This window comes from Ruegeria sp. G5 (assembly GCF_056533365.1).
The window spans coordinates 1-21,901 of the sequence record NZ_JBQFOK010000005.1 but is presented as its reverse complement, the minus strand read 5'-3'; the positions used below and the strand labels follow the sequence as shown (position 1 = coordinate 21,901).

Genomic DNA, 21,901 nt, shown 5'->3' with positions numbered 1-21,901 from the left:
TCTGAAATGCCGCTTAGAAAGGGCACCGACCGCCTGCTCTTATTCACGTTCCGCCCGTCCGCTTCATGGCGCAACCTTTGCATAAGCATCCAGCACCAGACCGTGAAAATGATGTACTGCATGTTCAGATTTGCCCGAACCATCGGGGTCATGAACGATCCGGCCCTGCGTGAAGGCAGGCGTATTCATTCCACGCTGGACACTCTCAACAATGTCGATGTCTTCACGTTGCAGGACCTCATCCAGATATCGCATGGCCTCTAGCTCCATCTCATCTGGCTCGGGTGTTTCCAGAAAAAAGTCATAGGTCTCAAGCGTGCGGTCGGGCCCGATCGGAATAACATTCAGCACAATCATCGAAGATCGACCCGGATAGCGCATCAGGCAGGTTGTCGGCCACAACCACCACACCGCATGGGTGCGCACCGTCGCGTTCGAGACGTCATAGGCGGTGTTCGCGCCCTTGCCCGCTTCGGCCATATGGCTAGAGTAAATACCGTAGGTCGTCACCTTATAGGTATCCATGTCCACCAGATCGCAAAAATCCTTATGCGCGGTCGGACAGTGGTAGCACTCCAGAAAATTGTCGACGACGTTTTTCCAGTTGGACTTGATATCGTAGGTCAAGCGACGACCGAATGTCAGTTGTTCAATGTCAGGCGCCCAATGACGAATCTCAGTTTGCAAATCTCCCGAAAGCTTAGCCAGACTGGGTGACTGGGCATCAAGATTTACAAAGACAAAACCCCCAAATTCCTCGACCTGGACCTGATCCAGACAAATGTTTGAGGTATTGAAACCGCTCAGTTTTTCGGTCTCTGGTGCCCGAACAAGTTGCCCGTCCAACTTGTAAACCCAAGCATGATAGGGGCACATGATGCGCGTCGTCTCGCCTTCGCCGGACAGCAGATGATGGGCTCGGTGCTTGCACACATTGTAAAACGCCCGCAGCACTCCGTCACGGTCGCGCACGATGGCAATTGGGTGTCCAGCGATCTCGACGGTGACGTAGGACCCTGGCGCGCGCAGCTTTTCGACATGGCACACCCATCGCCAGGTTTTGGTCAGGATCGCCTCAACATCAGCCCAGAACCAATCGGGGTCGACGTAAGCGTCCGCCCTAAGCGAACTGGTGTCAAAAGGATCAGCGCTATAACCGTGCGATATTCTCTCGAATTGGTCTTTAGAAGGAAGCTGGCGCATCGTGGTCTCCGAATATCCGAGTCACCCTATGACCGGATGTTTGGCTAATTCGAGCACATGATCTTCGGAAAAAATGCCAAAGGCGCAACTTTTTTCGCCACTATTTACATCTTTTTCGCCATTCATCACTCAACAATATTTTGTTTGTTTTGACGATGCATGGGCCAAGCGCGGAACTCGAACGGGACCCGCCCTTCTGTCCGATCCTGACTGGGCGGCAAACCAAACCTGTGTTTGTAGGACCGGCTGAAATGAACCTGACTGGCAAAACCAGAGGCCATGGCGACCTCAGAAATTGGTAAATTGGTCTGCGTCACCAGCCCTCTCGCCCGGTCCAACCGGATGTCGCGGTAATACTGAGCTGGCGTTTTCCCCACGTGAACCGAAAACATCCGGTCCAAGTGACGGTGCGAAATTCCCACCAATTTGCATATCTCGGGCACAGGCTGCGGGTCTTCCAAATTTGCCTCCATCGTCTGGATCGCGAGCCTGAGCTTATCGGGAACAGTCGCCCCCAACGGTTCACTTCCTTCCGGTTGTTGCATGTTGGCAGGGTCGCGAAGCCTTTCATGGAAAACATATCGCGCCGCTGCGTTCGCCAGCGCGCTACCGCGGGTTCCCATAAGGATCTGTAAGCCAAGATCCACTGCCGCGCCACCACCGCAGCACGTGAAGCGGTTGCCATCCAAAACAAAAAGGTTCTCAACGACCTCCACATCCGGAAAAAGCTCTTTGAAAGCATCTACATGCTCGTAATGAACAGTCGCGCGACACCCATTCAAAAGCCCGGCCTGAGCCAAGAGAAACGCCCCCGTGTCCAGCCCCACTAAAATCGCGCCTTTACGTGCCCAATTACGTAACGCGTTTCTAAGGCCGGGGGTCAGGTGCTGTTCCGGCGTCCAACTGGTGGAAACGACAACGAAATCCACCCTGTCAGTTTCAACATCGCACAAAGCGGTTGTCGAAATGTCTGCTCCGTTACTCGACATGCAGGGCCCGCCAGTCGCAGATACAAACGTCCACTTGAAATACGACTGGCCATCCAGATAGTTCGCGGCCCTGAAAGGATCTATGAATCCCATGGTCGCAGAAATATTGAAGCCCGGTGCCACAATCACCACAAGTTGCGTTTTGATTGGTACGGCTTCATTCATTTCAGCCACTCCATTACCTACGGACCCTTAGATCAAGAAAAGAGCTTTTGTGTCAGCAGCGCAAGTCGGTGCAGTATGACGCCTTCGAAGCGTAACTTTGGCCTCCAACAACCTTGCCAGCCGACAGCAAAACCAATCTTGCATAGTGTACCCACCGCTTGCTTTCCAAAACGATGGCGATCGCACGGTCAGTAAGCCCTAAATTGGCAACCTATCTTTCGGTAAAGGCGCGCTCCAGCGTGGCTTGGACGGGTTTTAGAAGGTAGGCAAGCAGGCTTTGTTCTCCGGTCTGCAGCTCGGCGACGACTGTCATTCCCGCGCGCAATGGCCTTTCAAACGCGCCCGTACCAACATGCGCATCGGTCAAATCAAACGACGCCCGAAAATACGTATCGCCCGTAGTCTCATCAGTTAGTGGAAGCGGATAGACGGAACTCAAATGCGCCTTGACCTTGCCGAAACGGCGCACATCGAACGTATCCACGCTAACAGAGACCGGGTCATCGACGTTGACATGCCCCACTTCAGAGTTCGGGATGCGTGCCTCGACCACCAAGGCTTGTCTTGATGGCAATATTTCAAAAATTGTCTCACCGGGTGCGATGACTTCTCCCGGGTTCGGATAAGCGACAGATTGCACCACACCCGACGAAGGCGCGACTATGCGCAAAGCCTGCAGCTTGGCGGTCACATTGGAAAAGGACACCTGCAAGCGATCATGTTCCTGCTCCAACTCAGAGATCCGCGTTACAACTTCGTCCTGCATCGCCAGCGCTTCTTCGTACATGGCTGCGGTCGAATTCATCAGTGCATTCTGGGCTTCGGCCAGACGTGCTTCGGCGGCAGAGGCCGTGGCACGCAGAACATCCACTTCGTCTTCTTCCTCCAGGTAGTCGCTCAGCGATTTTAGGCCCTGCGCATGAAGTTGAGCATACCGCGCGAGGCCTTTTTCTTTTCGCTCAACCCGGCCTTTTGAAAACTCGGAAGCTCGCTTCAAAATCTGCACAGTCTCCGCCTGTTGTTCCAACGAGGATTGCTGAATCTTTTGGCTTTCGAAGAATAGGCGCAATCGCGAAGCGGCAGTTGTCAGGCCACTCTGATCCAGCGCGTCCAGTTCGTCAGAGCTTGGAGGTTGCGGTCTGGTTAACATAGACAAAACAACCTTTCCGCTTTTCAAATCACGCGCGATTGCCGCCAGTTGTTCGGTCAACAACTCTGTCTCTTGCAAGAGGTCCGGATTCGCGAGTTCAACTAACAAATCGCCGGATTTCACCCGTTGACCGTCGTGGACATGCACTGCACGAACGATGCCACCGTGCAATGTGTCGACTTGCTGATAGTCCCCAAAAGGCAGAATTGTACCCGGCGCACGTGTGATCTGCGGAACACTGGTGTACCCCGCCAGGGACAGAATGCAACAGATCATCGCGAAGGACCCTAGCGCCAAAAACGCCGCAAACCGAGGCTGCCTCAATCGCTTTCGCTTGGCCGCATGCGCCATCGGCCCAGCATTGGTATTTCGTTCCATTTTGCTGGTCATGACTGTCCCTCCAGTGTTTTTAAGACGGCTTGCAGCTTTCTGCGTCCGGCCTCTCCGGTCGCGTTGACGACCACACGATCGCCGTTCAAAAAAACGAAGCGATCAGCGATTTGCATGAACGACCTATCTGCAGTCGCTACGACAACTGTTTTTTGGCCGTGTTGCGCCCGGACCCAGTCCTTAAATTGGGCGCGGCGTAAATCGGTTAAGCCGTTGGTCGGTTCCGAAAACAGGTAAAGTGAAGATTCACGCGCCATACTACGCGCCAGTGCCAACGACTTGATTGTTTCATCCGAGAGCCCCGCAAGCAGTCGATCCGTCAGTCGCGTATCCAAACCGTCCTGCAGCAATCCCGGTTCGTTTAGTAGTTTCATAAACGCGAGCTTCGAATAGATCTCTTCATCCGTGAGCGATAAAGACGCCAACCGAAAATTCTGAGCGATCGTTCCGTACAACAGAGAGGGATGGTAAGGCGCATAAGTAGTCGACTTTCGCAGCTCGTCCGTGGCGATTTGGCGGATGTCGATCCCGTAATGCTCGATCGTCCCAGCCAAAGGTGCGTGCAAGCCATCGATCAACTCTAACACGGCAGTGCGACTGGCGACGTCACTGCTCATTATCAAAACGATTTCGCCGGGTTCGAAGTTGAAGCTGGCCTGAGATAAAAGTGCCGCATTCAAAGGATCAGGCCGGTAGGTAACGCCCGAGAATGTCACCCCACCCCTGAGCGTTTTTTCGTGAGAGTGATCTGGCCCCAACTCCAGCTCTTCCTCCAGGCTAAGTACGCGGTCAACCTGCGCTTGGGTCTTTGAGAAGGCCAGCAATTGAGGACAAGCTGAATAAAGCGATTGAAGAGGTGCCAAGACCTTGGACACTAACGCGATGGACGCGATGAGGGCACCGAAACTCAAGGTTCCATTCACTGCGCCAAGGGCACTCATGACGATTGCGCCTACAGTTGTCAGCGCGACCATGGATTGTGCCAAGGATTGCGTAAGCGTTTGAAACTGACGCGCTTGGCGGGACGCATCCTCAGCAGCGTCAACCAATGGTATGCTCGCTTCCATCCAGCGCGCCTGCAGCCCAAGGTTAGAAATGACGTGCTGGTGGCGAACGGCATCCTGCACCTTGGTGCGGAGAACCTCAGCCAATTCCGCTGCATTGCGATCTAAGGACTGCTGGCGTGGTATTGTGATCAGACCTAGAACAACAAAGCCTATGATAATGAACATGCAAAGTAGGCCAACCGTAGGCGCCAAATACAACAGAAGGGCTAAGGAAATAAGGACAAATGGAAGGTCCAGCAAAGTCGTCATGAGTTGTCCGGTGAAAACGTCTCTTACACCTTCGAACTGACGGAACCGGGCCAGTTGCTGATGAACGCCCGATTTCTGCAATTGCGCCAAGGGCAGAGACATCAACTTGCGAAAAAGGGCAACCATAAGCTGTTGTTCACCGCGCCAACCCACATAGGCCAGGGCCTTCGAGCGCGCCAGACGAAAACAAAAATCCGAAACACCCACAACAAAGACACCAAACGCCAATGATATCAGTAAGCTGCCGGAACCGGACGGAATAACTCTGTCATAGATGGCCATGATCAACAGAGGCGTCAGCAGACCCAGCGTGTTGATCAAAAGAGATGCAAACAGGAGCGATGGCATCATTGGGCCGAGGTCCCGAAATGCCGTTTGTACGGAGGTCGAGTGGCCTTCAGCCACTTTGCGACTGACAGGGTCCAGCCGAACCGCTAAGCACTTTCCACCGCCCGGGTGATAAAAGCGCAGGTCTGGGTTTTGACTATCACTTGTTCGTAAATCCGCCCCCAACCTTTCAAGAGCCAGGTAACACCCGCCTCTATTCGGGAATACCAGTGCAGGGCATTCTTGTTGGGTCAGTTCCCGTTCACGGCATCTGACTGTAGAATAGGAAACTTTCAATGTTTCCAATGCATTCAAGACATCATCTTGACTGAGTGACTCGGTGAAATGCGGCAAGGCTTCGGTTACCGTGTCTGCACTCTTCCGGCGCCCTCCAACCTGCAGAAATCGTTGCAAGATCGAGGCAGCGTCAATTGTGCTCAACGTGCTCATGCGGCACCTCTGTTGTGCGATTGCGCTGCGTGTAGCTCAACCGCCGCGTCTTGGTTCCACGCAATGACATCGTCAGTTAAGATGTTGGTAAGTTTTACGCTTTGATCCGCCAATTTTCGCAGCCGCGGATCCGGGCTGGACAAGATTAACGTGGGTCTTGGGGAAACATTCTCAAGGTAATCCGCTAAGGCTTGTCGTTCTGGTGTATCTAAAGCCGCCGTCGGTTCGTTCATCAACAAAACCCGAGGCTGCAACGCCAAAACGCGCGTCAGAGCGATAAGGTGGCGGTTCACCGGTTCCTTTTCAAACCCGGTGTTGGCGTTCAGCACAGTGCTGTACCCGGCGGGAAGACGGTTGATACGTCGCTCCAACCCCAAAGCCGCAGCAGTGTGCTTTGCCCTATCAGCGGTCGCGTCATCCGAGAAGGCAGACAGGTTTTCAAGGATCGTACCGGAGAATATCGCTGGCTCTGTTTCCAAAGCGATCAGAGCCCCCTGCCCTTTCTGCATTACTCTTTGCGACGCGGCCAGCCCGTCAATCATTATGGAACCGCGATTAGGCGAGCGCGTGCCTGCTATGACTTCAAACAATGCGCCAACCATCCAGTTTTCTTCGGCGTCAACCAAAACACACTGGGATCGACCCACCGAGAATGAAATTGGAGAACTTGACCGACCAGCTTCACCAGCCACGCTCAGCGACAAGTTGGAAACCTCAATGTTCCCGGTCATTTTGCCTGCAGATTGCTGAGGTACAGCGATGGGTTTCAACCTTTCCATATCCGCCAAGCGTCCACGCGCCAATGCTGCATCTTCGGACTGCACCCACAGTGCCATGAGCTTAGTCAAAGGTTGAATGATACGTCCGTTCAGCAGCATGCACGCCGCAAGTTCCGCAAGTCCGATTTGATTTTGAATGACCAGATAGGCCCCCGACAGGCCCATCGCAGCGACCATCAATTGCGAGAAGACGGCACCAAAACTCTGTGTAAAACCCGAGAAGAGTATGAGCTTTCTGCTCATGTAAACGGTTCGTTCCTCAAGACGCTCGAACCGGCGTGCCAATTGTGGTTCCATCCGGTTCGCCTTGACGGTCGGCATTTTTGCCAGAACTTCAGACAGAAACGCATAGCGCCGTGTGTCCAACGACTTTCGTTGTTCGAACAGCGATCTTTGCGCGCGCTTCATGATCAAAGCGACCGTGCTAACCACACAAAACGCACCCAGGGGAACAAGAAACAACCACCCTCCGATAAGGGCGATCAAAGCTGCGAACAAAACTGTAAAAGGCAGGTCAATCGAAAGGCTTTGGGTCTGACCAGATTGGAAATCTCTGAGCCGGCCAATGGCCGAAAACCTCTCAAAATATGCATTTTCCGGGCTTTCGGTAAAGGTCTTGGGGTCGGCGTAAAGAAGTTTACTCAAGAACCGATTGTGGTTGTGGACCGCCGTATCTTCGGCCGCAACAGCAAGCAGAATGTTCCGGCACTGACGCAAAACCATCTCAGCCATCGCGCTGACCAGCAGCGCAGTCGACAATACCCACAGTGTTTCTGTCGCCTGAAACGGTATGACCCGATCAAAAATCAACAGAATGGAAATGGGCGTCAAAAGTGCAAGAATATTCAATGAAAAAGACGCGAGCCAAATCGGGATTCTGAACCCCGGGCCTACCAATTTCCCGACCAGTTTAAGCGGTTTCATTCTGCACGCTCACCCGTTTGATTTCCAACAGGATGTGCGCCGCTCGGCTTTAGAAAATGTAAACTCAGGTCGCCTTAATTCTTCTTATTTTCATTAAATTACAAATATTTATGAAACACATCTGCAAGGTTTCGCGTGCTATCTCATACCAGAACACACAGGCTGCATAAGGAAATGGATTATGGGAAAATCAGGTCAAGATATTTCATTTTACGCGCAGTCTCGAAAGTCTGAGCAAGATGAGAAGGCTGAACTTGCATCACAGCTTTCGCGTAGCGGTCCGCATGAAGTCGACGACCCGTCACGAAGTACCTTGCACACAGGTGAAAATCGTTCTGGCTCGATGGAAAACCGCGCTTATTTTGACGGCGCTCCCGTTGGGGCGGACGTCGAAGATGTGACATCGGCGGAAAGCCAGCGAGAAACAGGCATCCAATCCGGCCCAGAGCCCATTGTTCCGATAAACACGTCAGTCGACTTGCAGGCCAGTGTTCGGCAAAAAGATGCACCCAGCACTATCCGAGAACCAAACACAACGTCAGAGATAGGAGAAGCCACTCCTGCTCAGCAGGCATCCGCCCCCTCTCTCACTCACGCTTCCAACGATCAGGTGGATCCCCGCAACCACGAAAGTCCGCAGTATTCGCCTCCGCCTCCAAATTTGGCGAACGCCAACACAGCTCCTGAACAGATTAATCTGGACAATGTGACTGTAGCTGAGAATGCATCAGGCGCCGTTGTCGGTACGCTTTCCGTAATCGATCCAGACCAAGCCGACGACCACCACTATACTGTATCAGACGATCGTTTCGAGGTTGCCAATGGTCAGTTGAAACTGAAGACCGGCCTTGCGTTGGATCACGAGGACGCATCGGTAATCGAAGTTGAAGTAACCGTCACCGATAGCGGTGGGCTTAGCCTGACAGAGACTTTCGCTGTCGAAGTCCAAGACATCAACGAAGCACCCAGCAAAATCGACCTGCAAGCCGCTGGTATCCTAGAGAATACGCCCGGTGCCACTATAGGGGCCCTAAACGTTTCTGACACGGATCAAGGCGATACGCACAACTTTCACGTTTCTGACGACCGGTTCGAAATTGTCGATGGGCAACTACGCCTTAAGCCCGGCGTGGCTTTGGACCACGAAACTGCAGATATGATTGATATTGACGTCACGGTCACAGATACAGGCGGATTAAGCCTGACTGAACGCTTTACGATCAATGTGCTGGACGTCAACGAAGCCCCTGTTGCACTGGACCTCGACAGTCTCTCCGTGGCCGAAAACTCGGTTGGTGGCGTTGTAGGAAATGTCACCACAACGGACCCGGACCGCGGGGACCAGCACAGTTTTCAGGTTTCTGACGACCGCTTCGAAGTTAGCGATGGTCGTTTACGCTTGAAGCCGGGAGTTGAACTGGATCACGAACAAACCGACGAAATTGAGGTTCAGATCACCGCCACAGACTCTGAAGGTCTGAGCGTGACGCAAAATTTTGTGATTTCGGTTGAGGATATAAACGAGGGGCCGACCGACCTTGCCCTAACAACAAATTCACAAAACCTCATTAAAAACGGCAGCTTTGAAGAGTTCGATGTTGCTAAGGGTAGGTGGAAAGGGTTCGACGAGGATCTGACCGATGCCTGGGCAGACGCAAATGGCATCGAAGTCTGGGACCGGCTTGGCGGAACACAGGCCTCGCACGGCGATCAGTTAATCGAACTGGATCACGGCCATGGTCTGGATAGCATTTCACAGACTGTCCAAACCGAAGCTGGGCAGCTTTACAACCTTGGCATGGATCTGCGAGAGCGCCTGACAGGCGGCACAGACACAGTAGAAGTCTATTGGAACGGCGATTTGGTAGCCGCTCTGGACCCTCAATCCTCGGATTGGGAGACGTTTCAATTGCAAGTGGTGGGAACCGGGCAGGACACGCTAGAGTTACGGGAAACAGAAGGTCAGAACGACAGTTATGGCGCCCTGATTGACAACATAACACTGACGGTAGTCGAGCAGACGGTGGCAGAAAACGTCGAAGGGGCAATTGTTGGAAAAATCAGCTTTGCCGACGCCGACCTTGGCGACAACCACAGTTTCGAAGTATCAGACGACAGGTTCGAGATTGCCGACGGTTATCTACGTCTAAAGCCCGGTGTTTCGCTGGATTATGAGCAGGCCTCTACCCTAACTATCGACGTCACGGTCACCGACCAAGGCGGCCTGAGCCAGACCGAAGCTTTCAGTGTCCACGTCGCGGATCGGCAAGAGGCTCTTGTTAACAGTGGTTTCCACGTCAAGTTTTTCGACGTCGATCACAAGCTTGAAAAGCTGGCGGACGTAAACTGGACGGAACCGCCGACACACCAAGAAATACGCCCCGAAATAAACTTCGAAAACGGCAGCGAATCATTCTGGGAAGGCGGCTCTAAGGACACGTTTGGAGTGGAAGTTAGCGGCAATATCAACGTCTCGGAGGGGGGAGTGTTTACATTCTTTCTGGGTGGGGACGATGGCGCGACGTTGACCATAAATGGTGTCCCAGTAGTCGAGGATGACGGGTTGCACGCATACCAAACAGAGACAGGACAGATTGCACTGGAACCCGGAACCCACAGTATAGAAATTCGGTATTTTGAAAACGACGGTAACGCTGGCCTTAACCTCGAATGGGAAGGCCCCGGCATTGACGGTCGTCAGGCTGTGACCGCTCCTGACGCGACCGAAGCTCAAACCGTTGGCGGAATGCCTTTGACTTTCGACATCGACATCGACATCAATCAGCTGGCACTTTCGGATGCTTCAAATTTCGTTATCAATGAGCTGCCGGCGGGAACTCAGGTCGCAACAAAGGCTGGAACGACGATCGCAGGTCCAGACGGCAGCGCAGAACTGAGCGACTGGCAAGGTGACCTCGTGACGATCACCCCTCCTCCTGATTTTGTTGGCTCAGTGCAGGCCGAACTTCAGAGTTCCGCATCGTCCGGCAACGATCTGAATATGAACACAGTACAAGTTTTGAGCTTTGAGGTTAATGAAGCCCATCAGGTGATGCCATCGGCAGAACTTATCGGCGGGTTTCAGGCTCGCTACTTTGACGTGGACCACAACCTAAGGCGTTTAGACGACATCGACTGGGGCGCGGAGCCGACCCATCAGGAATTCGTACAAGAAATCAATTATCAAAACGGCGCTGGCTCTTTCTGGGAAGGCGGTTCCAAAAACACATTTGGTGCAAAAATTGACGGGACAATAACGGTCGAAGAAGGCGGGACGTATTCCTTCTTTGCCGGGGCGGATGACGGTGTTGCTTTGTTCATTGACGGCCAGCAGGTCATCGACAACGACGGCCTGCATGGTTTCAGAACGCGATCTGCCCAAGTTGAACTTTCCCCTGGCGCCCATGACATCGAAGTTCGGTACTTCGAAAACCGTGGTCACGCGGGATTAAAGCTTGAATGGGACGGTCCGGATACTGACGGGCGTGAATTCGTGCAGGCGGATGCAGCGACATCAATCCCAGAAAACGGAACATTTGAGGTGGGTATCGACGTGATTGATTCGGGCCCGCAGGCCTCTGTAACTCTAGAGGGGCTACCATCAGACACTTTGGTCGTCAGTGGGGAAAACACAGCCCTAACGGACGGGAGCGAATTGAACCTGCAAGGTTGGGATATCAGCCTTTTGGAGATCTCTCCTCCGCCCGGGTTCGAGGGGGTGATTAATGGAGAAATCGTTGTATCAGACATCGGCTTCAATGGTGCGCAGCTAACGTCTGAAACTCCATTCGAGCTTACTGTGGGCGATGTCACAGAAGAAACCCAAATTGGACAATCTGATGAGATGGTCGAGGTCGTTTCTGCAACGGCAAATGAGTCCCCCGCCTGGGATTTAGACGACCAAATAGTCGAAGCGGAACAGGACCTAGACGTAATGTCAGAGGTAATTCTGAGCCCAAAAGAACCGGACATATCCAGTATCGACAGCGACGCGTACGAGCGGTTCGATTGGTAGTTTTATTTTCACTCCCTGTCTCAGACTGAACGCAACTATGTAGCCTTGGTCTGGGGCCAATGTTGGCGCAACTGAAGTGTGATACCCGGGTCGAAAGTGGATTTCGCAAACACACCTTAACGCCTAAAGCGAAGCTGAGTCCTCTTCCAGGTGTCCAACATCATTCGGATTGGGGCGGATCAACACTCTGATTGTGTATCCCCGCCAGTTCACCCAATGTGACTGGCTTCAACGGCGGGCGTATTCGAAAATAGCCGGTTTGGTTGGCGGAACTGCCGTTTGCTTTGGCTAAGATATTGGTGACCGAAAGCCCGCAGAAACGACCTTGGCATGGCCCCATACCAGGGCGTCCAAACGCCTTGGCCTGATTGGGGCCAAGGCATCCAAGGCGGGCAAAATGGCGGATTTCACCAGCCGTAACCTCTTCACAGCGGCAGATTATTGTATCGTCACGCGGATTTAGCGCAGGGGCGTAAGGTGGGTAAAGCGCGCCAAGAAATGGACGTATCGCGTTTTCTTTCGCCATTTTAACTTGCAAAGGCCGCGCCTGATGATCCCTTTCGTGTTCAGAAATAAAGCCCGCCAATTCGGCCAAACGGTGCGCGGCCAATCGGCCTGCGATCTCTGATGCCGACGCGCCGATTATGCCGCCGCTATCGCCGGCAACAAATACGCCTTTGACGTCGGTTTCGCCCCAGGCATCCAGAACCGGATGAAAACACGCTTGTTGTGTGCTCCATCTATGCGTGACGTCCAAGGATCTGGCCGCCTGTGTATTGGGCACCACGCCGTGGTGTAGAAAAACCGTTTCACACCGGATGCGATGTGTTTGTCGCCCCTCGGTAAAACTTAGTCCCTCAACAGCGTTCTTTCCAAAGATGGAAACGTTCGTCACGCCTTTGTAGCGAGGCACCCCTGCCCGTCGCAATTCAGCCAAAAGACCCAAGCCCTTTAACAGATAACGCCAGCCTCGAATTGCGCCACCCAAATACCGTGCCGCGGCGCGGTAATCATTATCCGTCTCAACCAACGCGGCAGGTGGCTGCCCCGCACGTACCATTTGAGCCGCGAATAAGTATAAGAGCGGCCCATTGCCAACCAGAACCGCATTCCGCGCGACAACGCCAGATTGCTTAAGCAGGATTTGTCCAGCGCCAGCCGTCATTACCCCCGGCAAGGTCCATCCAGGTACAGGCATGGGCCTTTCAAGCGCACCTGTTGCCAACAACACATATCGGGCGGAAACGGAATGCGCGCGACCAGCACATGTGTAGGACAGATCGAACCCATTTTCGATAGACCAGACAGCTGCACCAGAGATATACGTTATACCCTCATGCGCCAGTTTTGCCGTCAACGCCTTGCCACGTAGGTAGTCTTTACCAAGTATCTTCGATCGCAAGTCAGACACATGGCCAACGGATCGAAAAACCTGCCCCCCTGCCCGAGGCTGCTCGTCCAGCAGAACAACGGTCATCCCCAGCTCGGTCGCCTGAGCTGCAGCGGCCATACCTGCTGGCCCTGCCCCTATAATCGCCAGATCATAGCGGGGCACGACCGGCCTCCGGCTGCTTGGGCCTTGTAATCTTTAGACCTTCGGAAACTTCGATCATGCATGCCTGGCGCGAGATACCTTCGATCTCGACCAGACAGTCAAAACAGGCGCCCATCATGCAAAACGGTGCCCTTGGAGCGCCCGAAACCGGAGTATGACGAAAAACACTGATACCTGCACCCAAAAGCGCGGCCGCCAGATTTGCACCAAGCGGCAGATCGAACCGCTCCCCATCCACAAAGACAGGAACACGCTTATCGTTTTCAAGCTCAATGAAAGCGGTCTTCACCGAACACCTCCAAATCCGGGCTGGCGGTCGTGTTTTCCAACCAGTCCGGCAATTGCATGGCATGAACTGCGGCAAGGGTAATACCGCTGTGGCAGGTCACTAAGAAAGCACCCGGCATCTGTTTGCTTTGCTGGTAGATCGGCAACCCGTCCGGTGTCAGAACCCGCAACGCACCCCAACTGCGCACCAGCCGTGCGCGGGCAAGGATTGGGTATGCAGCAATCGCCTCTGCGGCCAATCCGGCCATACACCGGCTGGTCACCCGGTCATCCCGACCAGCATCTTCGTTCGTGGCACCAATCTGGATTCCACCTTCATCAACCTGCCTTGCAATGATTGACGGACGATAAATGATCTTGGGTAGTTTTTCTGTAATCAAAACCTGCCCTCGTTCCGGTCGCACAGGTGCCTCAAAACCCAGCTGAGGCCCCAATTGCGCCGCGCCAAGGCCAGCGGACAATACGATTTTATCGCCCAGAAATTCTCGTTGGTCAGCCGTAGAAATCCGAAAGCCATCTGCATTGGAAACACGCGTTACGGTTACCCCAGAAATCACCCGTCCCCCCAAACGACGTACATCTGCGGAAAGCGCCTGCAGCAGTTTCAAAGGATTCACATGCCCGTCTTGATGATGCAAAATCGCGCCAGTCACTTTCGGCCCGATGTACGGTTCCTCTTTTCGCAGCGCGTTATGGCCCAGCACTTCGAACGGGTAATCGCCCCCCAGCGCGTCGCGCAGGCCAGAGTAGCTGTGTACGGTGTCTTCGAGAGTTTCATCAGAGAAGTGCAGGTCGAAACCACCGCGCTGTTCGAGGCTTAAGTCTTTACCGGTTGCCTCGCCCAACTCGTCAGAGAATTCCGGCCACAGAGCTGCGGATTGTTGCGACCAACGCGCGTATCGCGGCTGGTTCAACCCCTTGCCCTGAACGCACACCAACCCAAAGTTTCCACGGCTGGCGCGAAAATCCAGATCACCACCATCCAAAACCGTCACGCGTCGCCCACGCCGGAGCAGACCCCAAGCGATTGATAAGCCGACAACTCCGCCGCCGATGACGATATACTCGGATTCCATGCCTTCGCCCTGAGCCCAACCGGTGCTGGGTTTTTACTTCGCAATTCAAGTAAGACGAAAGCCCTTAATGAACCGAAGTGTTCGCAAACGCTAGACGCTGCGTTTCAATCACCTGCCAAGGCGCAGCAAAGGTATACCAAATGGACGAGTTGGCGATGGTGAGCAGCGTCACTCTCCGGCTAGTGCCTTCGGTCCTATCGCGGTCAGGTCAGCGGAAAGGCCTGTTTTCTTGATTTCAACAAGAGGAAGTTCGACAAAAAACTCTGTGCCTTTGCCCAAAGTACTGTTGTAGTCGATGGTTCCGCCAAAGTGCTCGACGATGCCCTTGGAAATATTCATTCCCAGCCCGGTCCCACCTGCATGCCGTTCATCAGACGAGTCGATCTGCGAAAAGCGGTCGAACACTTTGTCATGGCTGCCTTCGGGTATGCCGACACCTTGGTCCTTAACAAAGATCCGCACCCGGTCATCAACAACATTGCACCCAACCGTGACTGTGCCGCCTTCGAAAGAGAATTTGGCCGCGTTCGAAATCATGTTCGTCAGAACCTGTAACAAGCGCGACGGGTCGCCTTTGACGAACATGTCTTGGTGCGCCGACTGATCTTCGACAAGTTCGACATTATGCGCGCTGGCAAATCCCAGATTGCAGGAAATCGCCTCGTCTACCAACGCATTCACATTGACCAAAGACTCGCGAATGACCATCTCGCCTGCTTCCATTTTTTGGATATCCAAAACATCATTGATCAAGGAAGCCAATCGCTCACTGTTTTTGCTGGCAAGCTCGACAAGGTTTTGCATTTTGTCCGGCACCTCGCCCATTGCCCCGGACTTGATCAGGTCAAGCGACCCCTTGATCGAGGTAAGCGGTGTACGCAATTCATGGCTAACCGTCGAAATGAATTGGGTCTTGGCGATATAGGCCGCCTTGGTGCGCTCATGCTCTTCCTTCAGCTTTTCCAGCTGCTCAAGGTTCGTCTGGTAAAGCTTCAGGAACACCAGCGAGCAGTCGATCAGAAAGTACATTACAAAGATGACGGTGAAGAAGTGCAGCCATAGGTCTGACGACAGATCAGGTTGTTCTATCCAAATATCTTTGACCACAATAATCATGAACGAAATGCCGTACATCGCCAGACGTACAATCATTGCCCAGACGAACTGGTGGTTGTTCATGGCCGCGAACAAGGCCGCTGCGAACAGGAAAAAGAGCGGTGTAAAATGTCCGCCGGTCGGCTGCTTCAGCGCAACGGACACCGCGTATAAACAAATCGCCGTCGAGCTGAGGATCGTGTTGAGCAGAATCCAAGCCACCATCATGATGATGGCGCGCCGTTCTTCCGGTTGTAACTTGGCGACGCGCTTGGCGAGATACAAATCCTGAGCTTCGCAGATCAGTATCGTGCCATAAAACAAAAGCGCATTCAGCGGGTCGAAAAAGAATGCAGTCAGGATTGTTGTCGCCAGAAAAATCGCCTGCCGCTGCCACAGCAGCGCAAAGCTCATGGCAGTGTAATCCTTGATGTTCTGTAGCAGCCTGTTGTCGGGGTGTTCAGAGACCCGATCCAGTTGAGGTGCTTCGATGGCGGTCATCGTGAAATCTTTTTGCTCGTCGTTCTTGCCTCTGATTAGCGACACAATGAGGACGTAGTTGGTCGGAAATGGGTTCACAGTTTGGCAATAGTCTGAACCGAACTTCAATATTGTCGCGCGCAGCTTTGCCTGACTTCACTGCTCATTCAGGGAGCATAGCGGGCAAAGCAGCAACGCTTGGCCTTATAAATTTTCGATTTCATTGCGTTTTCAATGAGTTTCCCCCTTAATGCCCATACAGGCTGGCGAGACAATCAAAGGGGTGGTGCTTTGATCGCTGTAGGAAAGATAGAAATGGACCAGCTGGCGGTCACGCCAGTTGCGGCACGGCTGGCAGAAGAACCGGTCTCATTAATACAGTTCGCGCGGTCAGCGGGCCGCAATATGCTTGAGGTCATTCCAGCAAAAACGCTTCGCGAGACATATGTCCGGGGACCGCTCAATATTCACTATATCTGCGACCCGGAAATGATCACCGAATTGTTGGTTGGCCAAGGCCGTGCATTTCCGAAAGCAAAGTTCACCAAGGATATCATCGGGTCTGCCGTTGGCAACGGGTTGATCCTGTCCGAAGGTGAAAAGTGGAAAAAACAAAGACACCGCTACTCACCTCTTTTTGCGGCCAGAAACCTGCCCGTTCTGGCGCGGCACTTTGCGGAAACCGGCATCGAAATCGCGGACTCGCTTGCTGAAAATGAAGGACCGGTCGATATGGCGCAGGTTGCGCCCGCATCGACGCTGACCAATATCTCGCGGGTCATTTTCTCGGGCAATGAGGAAGTGAGCGCCGAACAGATTCGTGTAGGTCTGATCGCATACTTTAATTATATTTCAGACCTTTCTCTGTTTGACTTAATGGGGCTTCCAAAGTGGCTTCCGCGCAAGAAATGGCTCAGCAGCAAAGCACCCGTTACCAAAATGCGCGATCTTGCGCGCCAGGTGATTGAGCTGCGCCGCTCTGAGAACAGGGAAGAACCCGAAGATTTTCTTGATTTGATGATTGAGGCGCTGAAATCCGATTTTGAAGATGCAGAAACAACAGTCGACAATCTGTTGACCTTTGTTGTGGCAGGGCATGAGACCTCGGCCAACGCGTTGGCTTGGGGATACTACCTACTGGCGTTGAACCCCGGCATGCAACACAGGGTACGCCAAGAAATCCTTTCGGTACGGTCCGACGGTCCGATAGAATTTTCCGACCTTGAAAATATGCCTTTGCTGCGCGCGCACATCAAAGAGACACTCCGCCTGTACCCATCGGCTGCGTTCTTTGCGCGTGACGCCGCCGAGGCGCTGGATGTCAATGGCGTGAGGATTGAAGAAGGGGACGCGCTGTTCTTTCCGGTTTATTCCCTGCACCGCAACGAAAAGCTTTGGGATGAACCAGATAAATACCGACCCGAGCGGTTTCTTGGTGGCACGATACCAAGAGGGCAATACATCCCCTTCGGTGCCGGACCCCGGATTTGCATCGGTGCGCAATACGCCGAGACCGAAATCATGGTGCTTATGGCCTCGGTTCTTCGGCGGGTTTCCTTCTCGCTCTCCGACGTACCATTGCCTGAGCCGGTGCTGACATTCACCATGCGCACCAGTGGCCCACTTGTCTTGAATGCAACACGCGTCTGATAGGGATCGCAAGAACGACCGCCTCACCTACCCCCGGTTTAGGTAGGTTCTACTGCCGTACATCTCTTTCAAAACGGTTTCGAACAGCCGACCCTGCGGCTTGTCTTTGTTGCGACGCACAGGTTTTTGCACGGGCTGTTCCACCATGTGCGAAACCTTTTCCCGCACCTCAAGTTTTGCAACGGCCTTGTCGAACGCTGCAAGCGCGCCGGTTTTCGAGATTGCACGCATAGAGATCGGCGCGCTCATGACTGCACGCACATTGCCCGAGATTCCCTGACCACCCAGTACATCGCCAAAGATACTGTTCAAGCTTTCTTCATTGGGCATTTTAGCAGCGCTGTACCTACCATGTGAAACGACTAGGAAAATGCCGCTGCCGCGGTATGAGAAAATCGACTCTGCATCTCGGGTCGCTGTTTGAAGGGTCTGCCCCAACGCGGAAATCGTGCGGCGAAACTCTGCAAACTCGTTCAAATCAAAACGGAATGCCGCGTCTTGCAGTCTGACAGCCGTAACCCACGAGTCAAACAGCCGACTTCTGGCAAGTTGCTCAATATAGTTGTCGAACTCAACATACCGCAAACAGCGCTTTATGCCCGTGATCGACAGTGGATCTTCGAAACTGAACTGTTGATTATAATCAAGCACATCCTGCAGGTTTTTGACTGAGTCCTTGGTCATCCGCGTCCGGATCCGCTCTTGCATCATCAGATGCGCCGCATTCATACGGCTGCGCAATTCGAAGAAGTCGAAAGGCTTTGTGATGTAGTCAAAAGCCCCTTCGGCAAAAGCATCCTCTACGTGTTTTCTGTCGCTCATCGCCGTCAGCATGATCGCCGGAGTTTCCGCATTTCCAGGCGTCGAACGAATTTGCCGCAACAACTCGATCCCGTTCGTTCCGGGCATCTGGATGTCCAACAGAAAGCAATCGAACGGAGTTTCCGACGCCTTGATGATCTGAAGCGCTTCGTCAGCCGAACTTGCCACTGACACCTGGCAGCTTTCAAACTCTGACAGAGCTGTCTGCAAAAGTTCAAGAATTCCCAATTCGTCATCGACAGCCAACACCTTTAAAGATGTCTGCTTCAACGCGCGCTGGTTCAGCTTGCGCTGGAATTGGTCTCTTCCTGGGGTCGAGTGTTTCATGACTGATCAACCGCTTTCCACCTGTTAAACAGGGATAGATTAGAAAACGAGTGGGACGAAACGGCGGCAAAAACTGCAAAAACCTCGAAAGATTTGGGTTTTTTCTTGACCTTATTTTGGCGCAGATTTGGGCTTTTTGATCTGAAAAACTAGTGAGCCCACAAATTATTATTCAACAAATTCAGTAATTTACCGGCGCATTCATCCAATCGCAAGCCGTACTACGGCCCTGCCACAAAGTACCAACGCCGCAATCCAGTCTCAACAAGAAACTAATAGCCCGTGAAGCAAGTAAAGGTTGTCACCTGCGCGGAGCATCAATGTTGAACAAGACCGACTGACTGACTGTTCCATCGATAGAAAATTTTGCACCAACTGGTGCGGCCCCGACCCCAAGACGCCGCGACCAACGCGCCCAAACCGCAGGTACGATACCTAGAATACGCGAAGCTCCATTTTCTGCAGCGGTAGTTGTCATGCGATAAAACAGTTCCTGCTGTACTGCCAATCTACGCGCTGCTGGAACGTGGTCGCTTACGAAAAAGCGCGACGCCTCCCAGATGTTTGGGTTAACTGGGGCTTCGAAGAACAGGATATCCGTGGGCAAGTCATTAAGAATTCCCCTTTGCGCATCCCGCAGCATGTAGCTGTAGACCCCGCACCTTGCATCGGTGGGTAGCAGACGCACACCGCCCATGATCTCACCGAACTCGTGCAACACGACCCATTTACACGCCGGTGTATCGTATTGGTCGAATTCCATCCCGTCGACTTCGCCGACCTGCCAATGAAGACGATCTATGAAAATGGACTTTCTGGTCTCAAGGTACTTGGACAGCAGCGTCCCGTATTCGTGCATATTACGGAAACTCATGGCCGTTGCACGAATGCTTCCCAAATCGCGCGTACGATCAGCCTTCCCCCGTTTAAACGAGAAAAGGTTGCGCCGTGCCGCAGGTTTCGGCACGGGTTGGCCTGTATTTGCTGGCTCCAGGTCGGGAAATACCTTGGACGCTGGATATGCCTGTTCGTACCTGAGTGGTCGGTCCATATTTTGCTCTTATTTTAGACACACTTATGACAAGATATTGATTGCCACGTCCACAACTAAATGATGATTTTTTTTTGAAACGCGATTTTGTGTGGCGAATTCACATCCAACACATAACCTTGAGCAAATTACATAGAATTTGGGCACATATTGCGTACTCATTTCACCAATTTGCACTGATCTTTGCTTTCAAAGAATCCGGACAACTTCTTGATAGATAGAAAATTTCCCAAAAATTCAGATTTTGGCATAGATTTTCATGACCAAAGCCACAGAACTGACTGGAAAACGTCTATGGCAAAGCCCCGCAGTTCCCTCAATTACCCAACTCATGATTGAGAATCGACTGTGGATAACTCTCACCGCACTTCGCTTTTTTCTCTAATCATTTTGCCTTGAAAAAAAGGTATTCGGTCACTTGTGCGCCCATCATGCGTCATCCTTTTGCCGTTTTTCTCCGACAACCTGCTCAAAATTGAGATGTCAACGCCCCAGCTGGCCTTTACCCATGGTCTGCAAAGCCTAAAGGTTCAGTTTGGCGGCAAAATCTGGTGACTGTTTATGCGTATACTTGCCGTAGATGACGACCCGAGCATTCTGGAGCTGCTGACCTGTGTTCTGGGCGCTTTTGGCTATGAAGATGTCGTAACCGCCCGCAGCGGCCAAGAGGCACTTGAGGTCCTGTCCCAAACGACCGAGACGTTTGACTGTCTCTTGCTAGATGTGCAGATGCCCGAGATGAACGGCATTACATTGTGCGAAAAAGCACGTGCCCTGCCCGACTATCAGTTCACTCCGATCATTATGATTACGGCGATGGTGCAAAAACAGTACATCGACGAGGCGTTCGAAGTCGGCGCGACAGATTACGTCACCAAACCTTTCGAGTTTGCTGACCTAAAGCAGAGACTATCTGACGCTTACAGACTTGCCGCAGAACGCCGCGCTGCGATCGAAGTTTTTGAGGCTGATGTCTACGCGGTGAACGATTCCGAGATCAACCCTGACTTCCGCCTCAGTGATCCTTTGTATTTTGGCGATTTGCCAGGTTGCATTGGGTTGGCAGAATTCGAAAACTACGTGGTCCAGTTGTCGACGATGCACTCCAGAGCGTCCAAGATGATGGCCGTCAAAGTCACGGACGTCGAAGAAATTTACCTCGCTTCGACTTCAGTTGAGTTCCGTGAAACCATGGCGGCCGCCGGATCCGCGCTGTTGGCCGCGACACAGGAAGGGCGAAACTTTGCGACCTATTGGGGGAATGGCGTCTTTCTGCTCATCCATGAGAGCAAATCGGGCGTAACCGCCGCTCAGTTGGGCCATCAACTGTCCAAGCGCCTCATGTCAGGTCTGGGTGCAAATGATCCATATGGCGATTTTTCTTATCAGGTAGGTCAGGAAATCGCCCTGCGCGCATCGTCCAAGATGGAAGCGCTGTTCCTAATAGACAAAGCCGTGGAACTGGCGGATATCCCCAACACACCGGTAGCGCGGGTCGGCTGATTTGAATGCTCAAGGCTCTTCAGCCGAGCCGCTACATCTCTGAGCAAGCTCACAAGCCGACAACTAGATTGTGGCGTCTTGGTTTAGTTTATACCTGTGATCGCTTTTACCGCATGGTTTGGGTTTTGCTGGCGCAATTTCTGAAATCAGCCTGTCGTCACAAGATATCTCTGCTGCCCTACTAGCCTTCAAATTGGCTGTTGAAGCCGGACGAATGGTGCTGTCAGACGAATTCGAACCAGTCTCGGTTTGTCACGGAAACTGCGAACCTATCCGGAACAAAGTTGACGCCACTCGGCAAGAGCGGCGGTGCGTGTCAGCTTGAAAGTGTCCCGGCTGGTGAGCG

Annotated in this window: 14 protein-coding genes and 2 pseudogenes; 4 read left to right on the top strand and 12 right to left on the bottom strand. The window is 52.9% G+C overall.

The annotated features are described in order from the left end of the window. Positions 1–63: 63 nt before the first annotated feature. The 5 genes from ACR0BD_RS10295 to ACR0BD_RS10275 form a co-directional block, all read right to left on the bottom strand. A complete protein-coding gene (locus tag ACR0BD_RS10295; protein ID WP_480830244.1) occupies positions 64–1,203 on the bottom strand; it encodes an aromatic ring-hydroxylating oxygenase subunit alpha in 1,140 nt (379 codons plus the stop codon). Between the two features lie 125 nt (positions 1,204–1,328). After that, complete coding sequence (locus ACR0BD_RS10290; protein ID WP_480830243.1) at positions 1,329–2,357, bottom strand: GlxA family transcriptional regulator; 1,029 nt, start codon at positions 2,355–2,357, stop codon at positions 1,329–1,331. A gap of 211 nt (positions 2,358–2,568) precedes the next feature. Next, on the bottom strand, positions 2,569–3,897 hold the full coding sequence (locus ACR0BD_RS10285; RefSeq protein WP_480830242.1) for an HlyD family type I secretion periplasmic adaptor subunit: 1,329 nt from the start codon (positions 3,895–3,897) through the stop codon (positions 2,569–2,571). Next, positions 3,894–5,564: an ABC transporter transmembrane domain-containing protein gene (locus ACR0BD_RS10280; RefSeq protein ID WP_480830241.1), complete on the bottom strand. Its 1,671-nt coding sequence runs from the start codon at positions 5,562–5,564 to the stop codon at positions 3,894–3,896. Before ACR0BD_RS10280 ends, ACR0BD_RS10285 begins: the two co-directional genes overlap by 4 nt. A gap of 422 nt (positions 5,565–5,986) precedes the next feature. Further along, positions 5,987–7,693 carry an ABC transporter transmembrane domain-containing protein gene (locus ACR0BD_RS10275; RefSeq protein WP_480830240.1) on the bottom strand — a complete coding sequence of 569 codons (1,707 nt, stop codon included), beginning with the start codon at positions 7,691–7,693 and terminating at the stop codon, positions 5,987–5,989. A gap of 181 nt (positions 7,694–7,874) precedes the next feature. On the opposite strand from ACR0BD_RS10275, the gene ACR0BD_RS10270 reads away from it, so the two are divergent. Further along, positions 7,875–11,708: a PA14 domain-containing protein gene (locus ACR0BD_RS10270; RefSeq protein WP_480830239.1), complete on the top strand. Its 3,834-nt coding sequence runs from the start codon at positions 7,875–7,877 to the stop codon at positions 11,706–11,708. Between the two features lie 160 nt (positions 11,709–11,868). Here the strand turns inward: ACR0BD_RS10270 and ACR0BD_RS10265 are convergent, their stop codons facing one another. The 4 genes from ACR0BD_RS10265 to ACR0BD_RS10250 all read right to left on the bottom strand — a co-directional run bounded on the left by ACR0BD_RS10265 (position 11,869) and on the right by ACR0BD_RS10250 (position 16,301). After that, the gene (locus ACR0BD_RS10265; protein WP_480830238.1) at positions 11,869–13,263 is read right to left on the bottom strand and encodes an FAD/NAD(P)-dependent oxidoreductase; all 1,395 of its coding nucleotides are present in this window, start codon (positions 13,261–13,263) and stop codon (positions 11,869–11,871) included. Continuing rightward, complete coding sequence (locus tag ACR0BD_RS10260) at positions 13,250–13,552, bottom strand: (2Fe-2S)-binding protein (protein WP_480830237.1); 303 nt, start codon at positions 13,550–13,552, stop codon at positions 13,250–13,252. The genes ACR0BD_RS10265 and ACR0BD_RS10260 overlap by 14 nt, the downstream gene beginning before the upstream one ends. Beyond that, positions 13,533–14,627 (bottom strand): NAD(P)/FAD-dependent oxidoreductase, encoded by a 1,095-nt coding sequence (locus ACR0BD_RS10255; protein WP_480830236.1) that lies wholly within the window; start codon positions 14,625–14,627, stop codon positions 13,533–13,535. Before ACR0BD_RS10255 ends, ACR0BD_RS10260 begins: the two co-directional genes overlap by 20 nt. 168 nt (positions 14,628–14,795) lie before the next feature. Beyond that, positions 14,796–16,301, bottom strand: coding sequence for a sensor histidine kinase (locus tag ACR0BD_RS10250; protein WP_480830235.1), 1,506 nt, complete (start codon positions 16,299–16,301; stop codon positions 14,796–14,798). A gap of 216 nt (positions 16,302–16,517) precedes the next feature. On the opposite strand from ACR0BD_RS10250, the gene ACR0BD_RS10245 reads away from it, so the two are divergent. Next, positions 16,518–17,852 carry a cytochrome P450 gene (locus tag ACR0BD_RS10245; protein WP_480830234.1) on the top strand — a complete coding sequence of 445 codons (1,335 nt, stop codon included), beginning with the start codon at positions 16,518–16,520 and terminating at the stop codon, positions 17,850–17,852. 27 nt (positions 17,853–17,879) lie between these two features. Here ACR0BD_RS10245 and ACR0BD_RS10240 read toward each other — a convergent pair whose 3' ends face one another. Together ACR0BD_RS10240 and ACR0BD_RS10235 are read right to left on the bottom strand one after the other, a co-directional pair. Further along, positions 17,880–19,001: a response regulator gene (locus tag ACR0BD_RS10240; protein ID WP_480830233.1), complete on the bottom strand. Its 1,122-nt coding sequence runs from the start codon at positions 18,999–19,001 to the stop codon at positions 17,880–17,882. Positions 19,002–19,302: 301 nt separating this feature from the next. Continuing rightward, positions 19,303–19,875: an acyl-homoserine-lactone synthase gene (locus ACR0BD_RS10235; RefSeq protein ID WP_480697889.1), complete on the bottom strand. Its 573-nt coding sequence runs from the start codon at positions 19,873–19,875 to the stop codon at positions 19,303–19,305. Between the two features lie 738 nt (positions 19,876–20,613). Here ACR0BD_RS10235 and ACR0BD_RS10230 point away from each other — a divergent pair. Then, positions 20,614–21,555 carry a response regulator gene (locus ACR0BD_RS10230; RefSeq protein ID WP_480697890.1) on the top strand — a complete coding sequence of 314 codons (942 nt, stop codon included), beginning with the start codon at positions 20,614–20,616 and terminating at the stop codon, positions 21,553–21,555. A 118-nt stretch (positions 21,556–21,673) separates the two neighbouring features. Beyond that, positions 21,674–21,766: pseudogene (locus ACR0BD_RS10225) on the top strand (hypothetical protein); the annotation flags it as partial. A 58-nt stretch (positions 21,767–21,824) separates the two neighbouring features. On the opposite strand, the pseudogene ACR0BD_RS10220 reads toward ACR0BD_RS10225, so the two are convergent. Further along, a pseudogene (locus ACR0BD_RS10220) lies at positions 21,825–21,901 on the bottom strand (IS6 family transposase); the annotation flags it as partial.

What these genes read in the sequence shown, in the direction of transcription:
- ACR0BD_RS10295 (WP_480830244.1), bottom strand. Translation starts at nt 1,203, where the DNA reads ATGCGCCAGCTTCCTTCTAAAGACCAATTCGAGAGAATATCGCACGGT.
- ACR0BD_RS10290 (WP_480830243.1), bottom strand. Translation starts at nt 2,357, where the DNA reads ATGAATGAAGCCGTACCAATCAAAACGCAACTTGTGGTGATTGTGGCA.
- ACR0BD_RS10285 (WP_480830242.1), bottom strand. Translation starts at nt 3,897, where the DNA reads ATGACCAGCAAAATGGAACGAAATACCAATGCTGGGCCGATGGCGCAT.
- ACR0BD_RS10280 (WP_480830241.1), bottom strand. Translation starts at nt 5,564, where the DNA reads ATGATGCCATCGCTCCTGTTTGCATCTCTTTTGATCAACACGCTGGGT.
- ACR0BD_RS10275 (WP_480830240.1), bottom strand. Translation starts at nt 7,693, where the DNA reads ATGAAACCGCTTAAACTGGTCGGGAAATTGGTAGGCCCGGGGTTCAGA.
- ACR0BD_RS10270 (WP_480830239.1), top strand. Translation starts at nt 7,875, where the DNA reads ATGGGAAAATCAGGTCAAGATATTTCATTTTACGCGCAGTCTCGAAAG.
- ACR0BD_RS10255 (WP_480830236.1), bottom strand. Translation starts at nt 14,627, where the DNA reads ATGGAATCCGAGTATATCGTCATCGGCGGCGGAGTTGTCGGCTTATCA.
- ACR0BD_RS10245 (WP_480830234.1), top strand. Translation starts at nt 16,518, where the DNA reads ATGGACCAGCTGGCGGTCACGCCAGTTGCGGCACGGCTGGCAGAAGAA.
- ACR0BD_RS10240 (WP_480830233.1), bottom strand. Translation starts at nt 19,001, where the DNA reads ATGAAACACTCGACCCCAGGAAGAGACCAATTCCAGCGCAAGCTGAAC.
- ACR0BD_RS10235 (WP_480697889.1), bottom strand. Translation starts at nt 19,875, where the DNA reads ATGAGTTTCCGTAATATGCACGAATACGGGACGCTGCTGTCCAAGTAC.
- ACR0BD_RS10230 (WP_480697890.1), top strand. Translation starts at nt 20,614, where the DNA reads ATGCGTATACTTGCCGTAGATGACGACCCGAGCATTCTGGAGCTGCTG.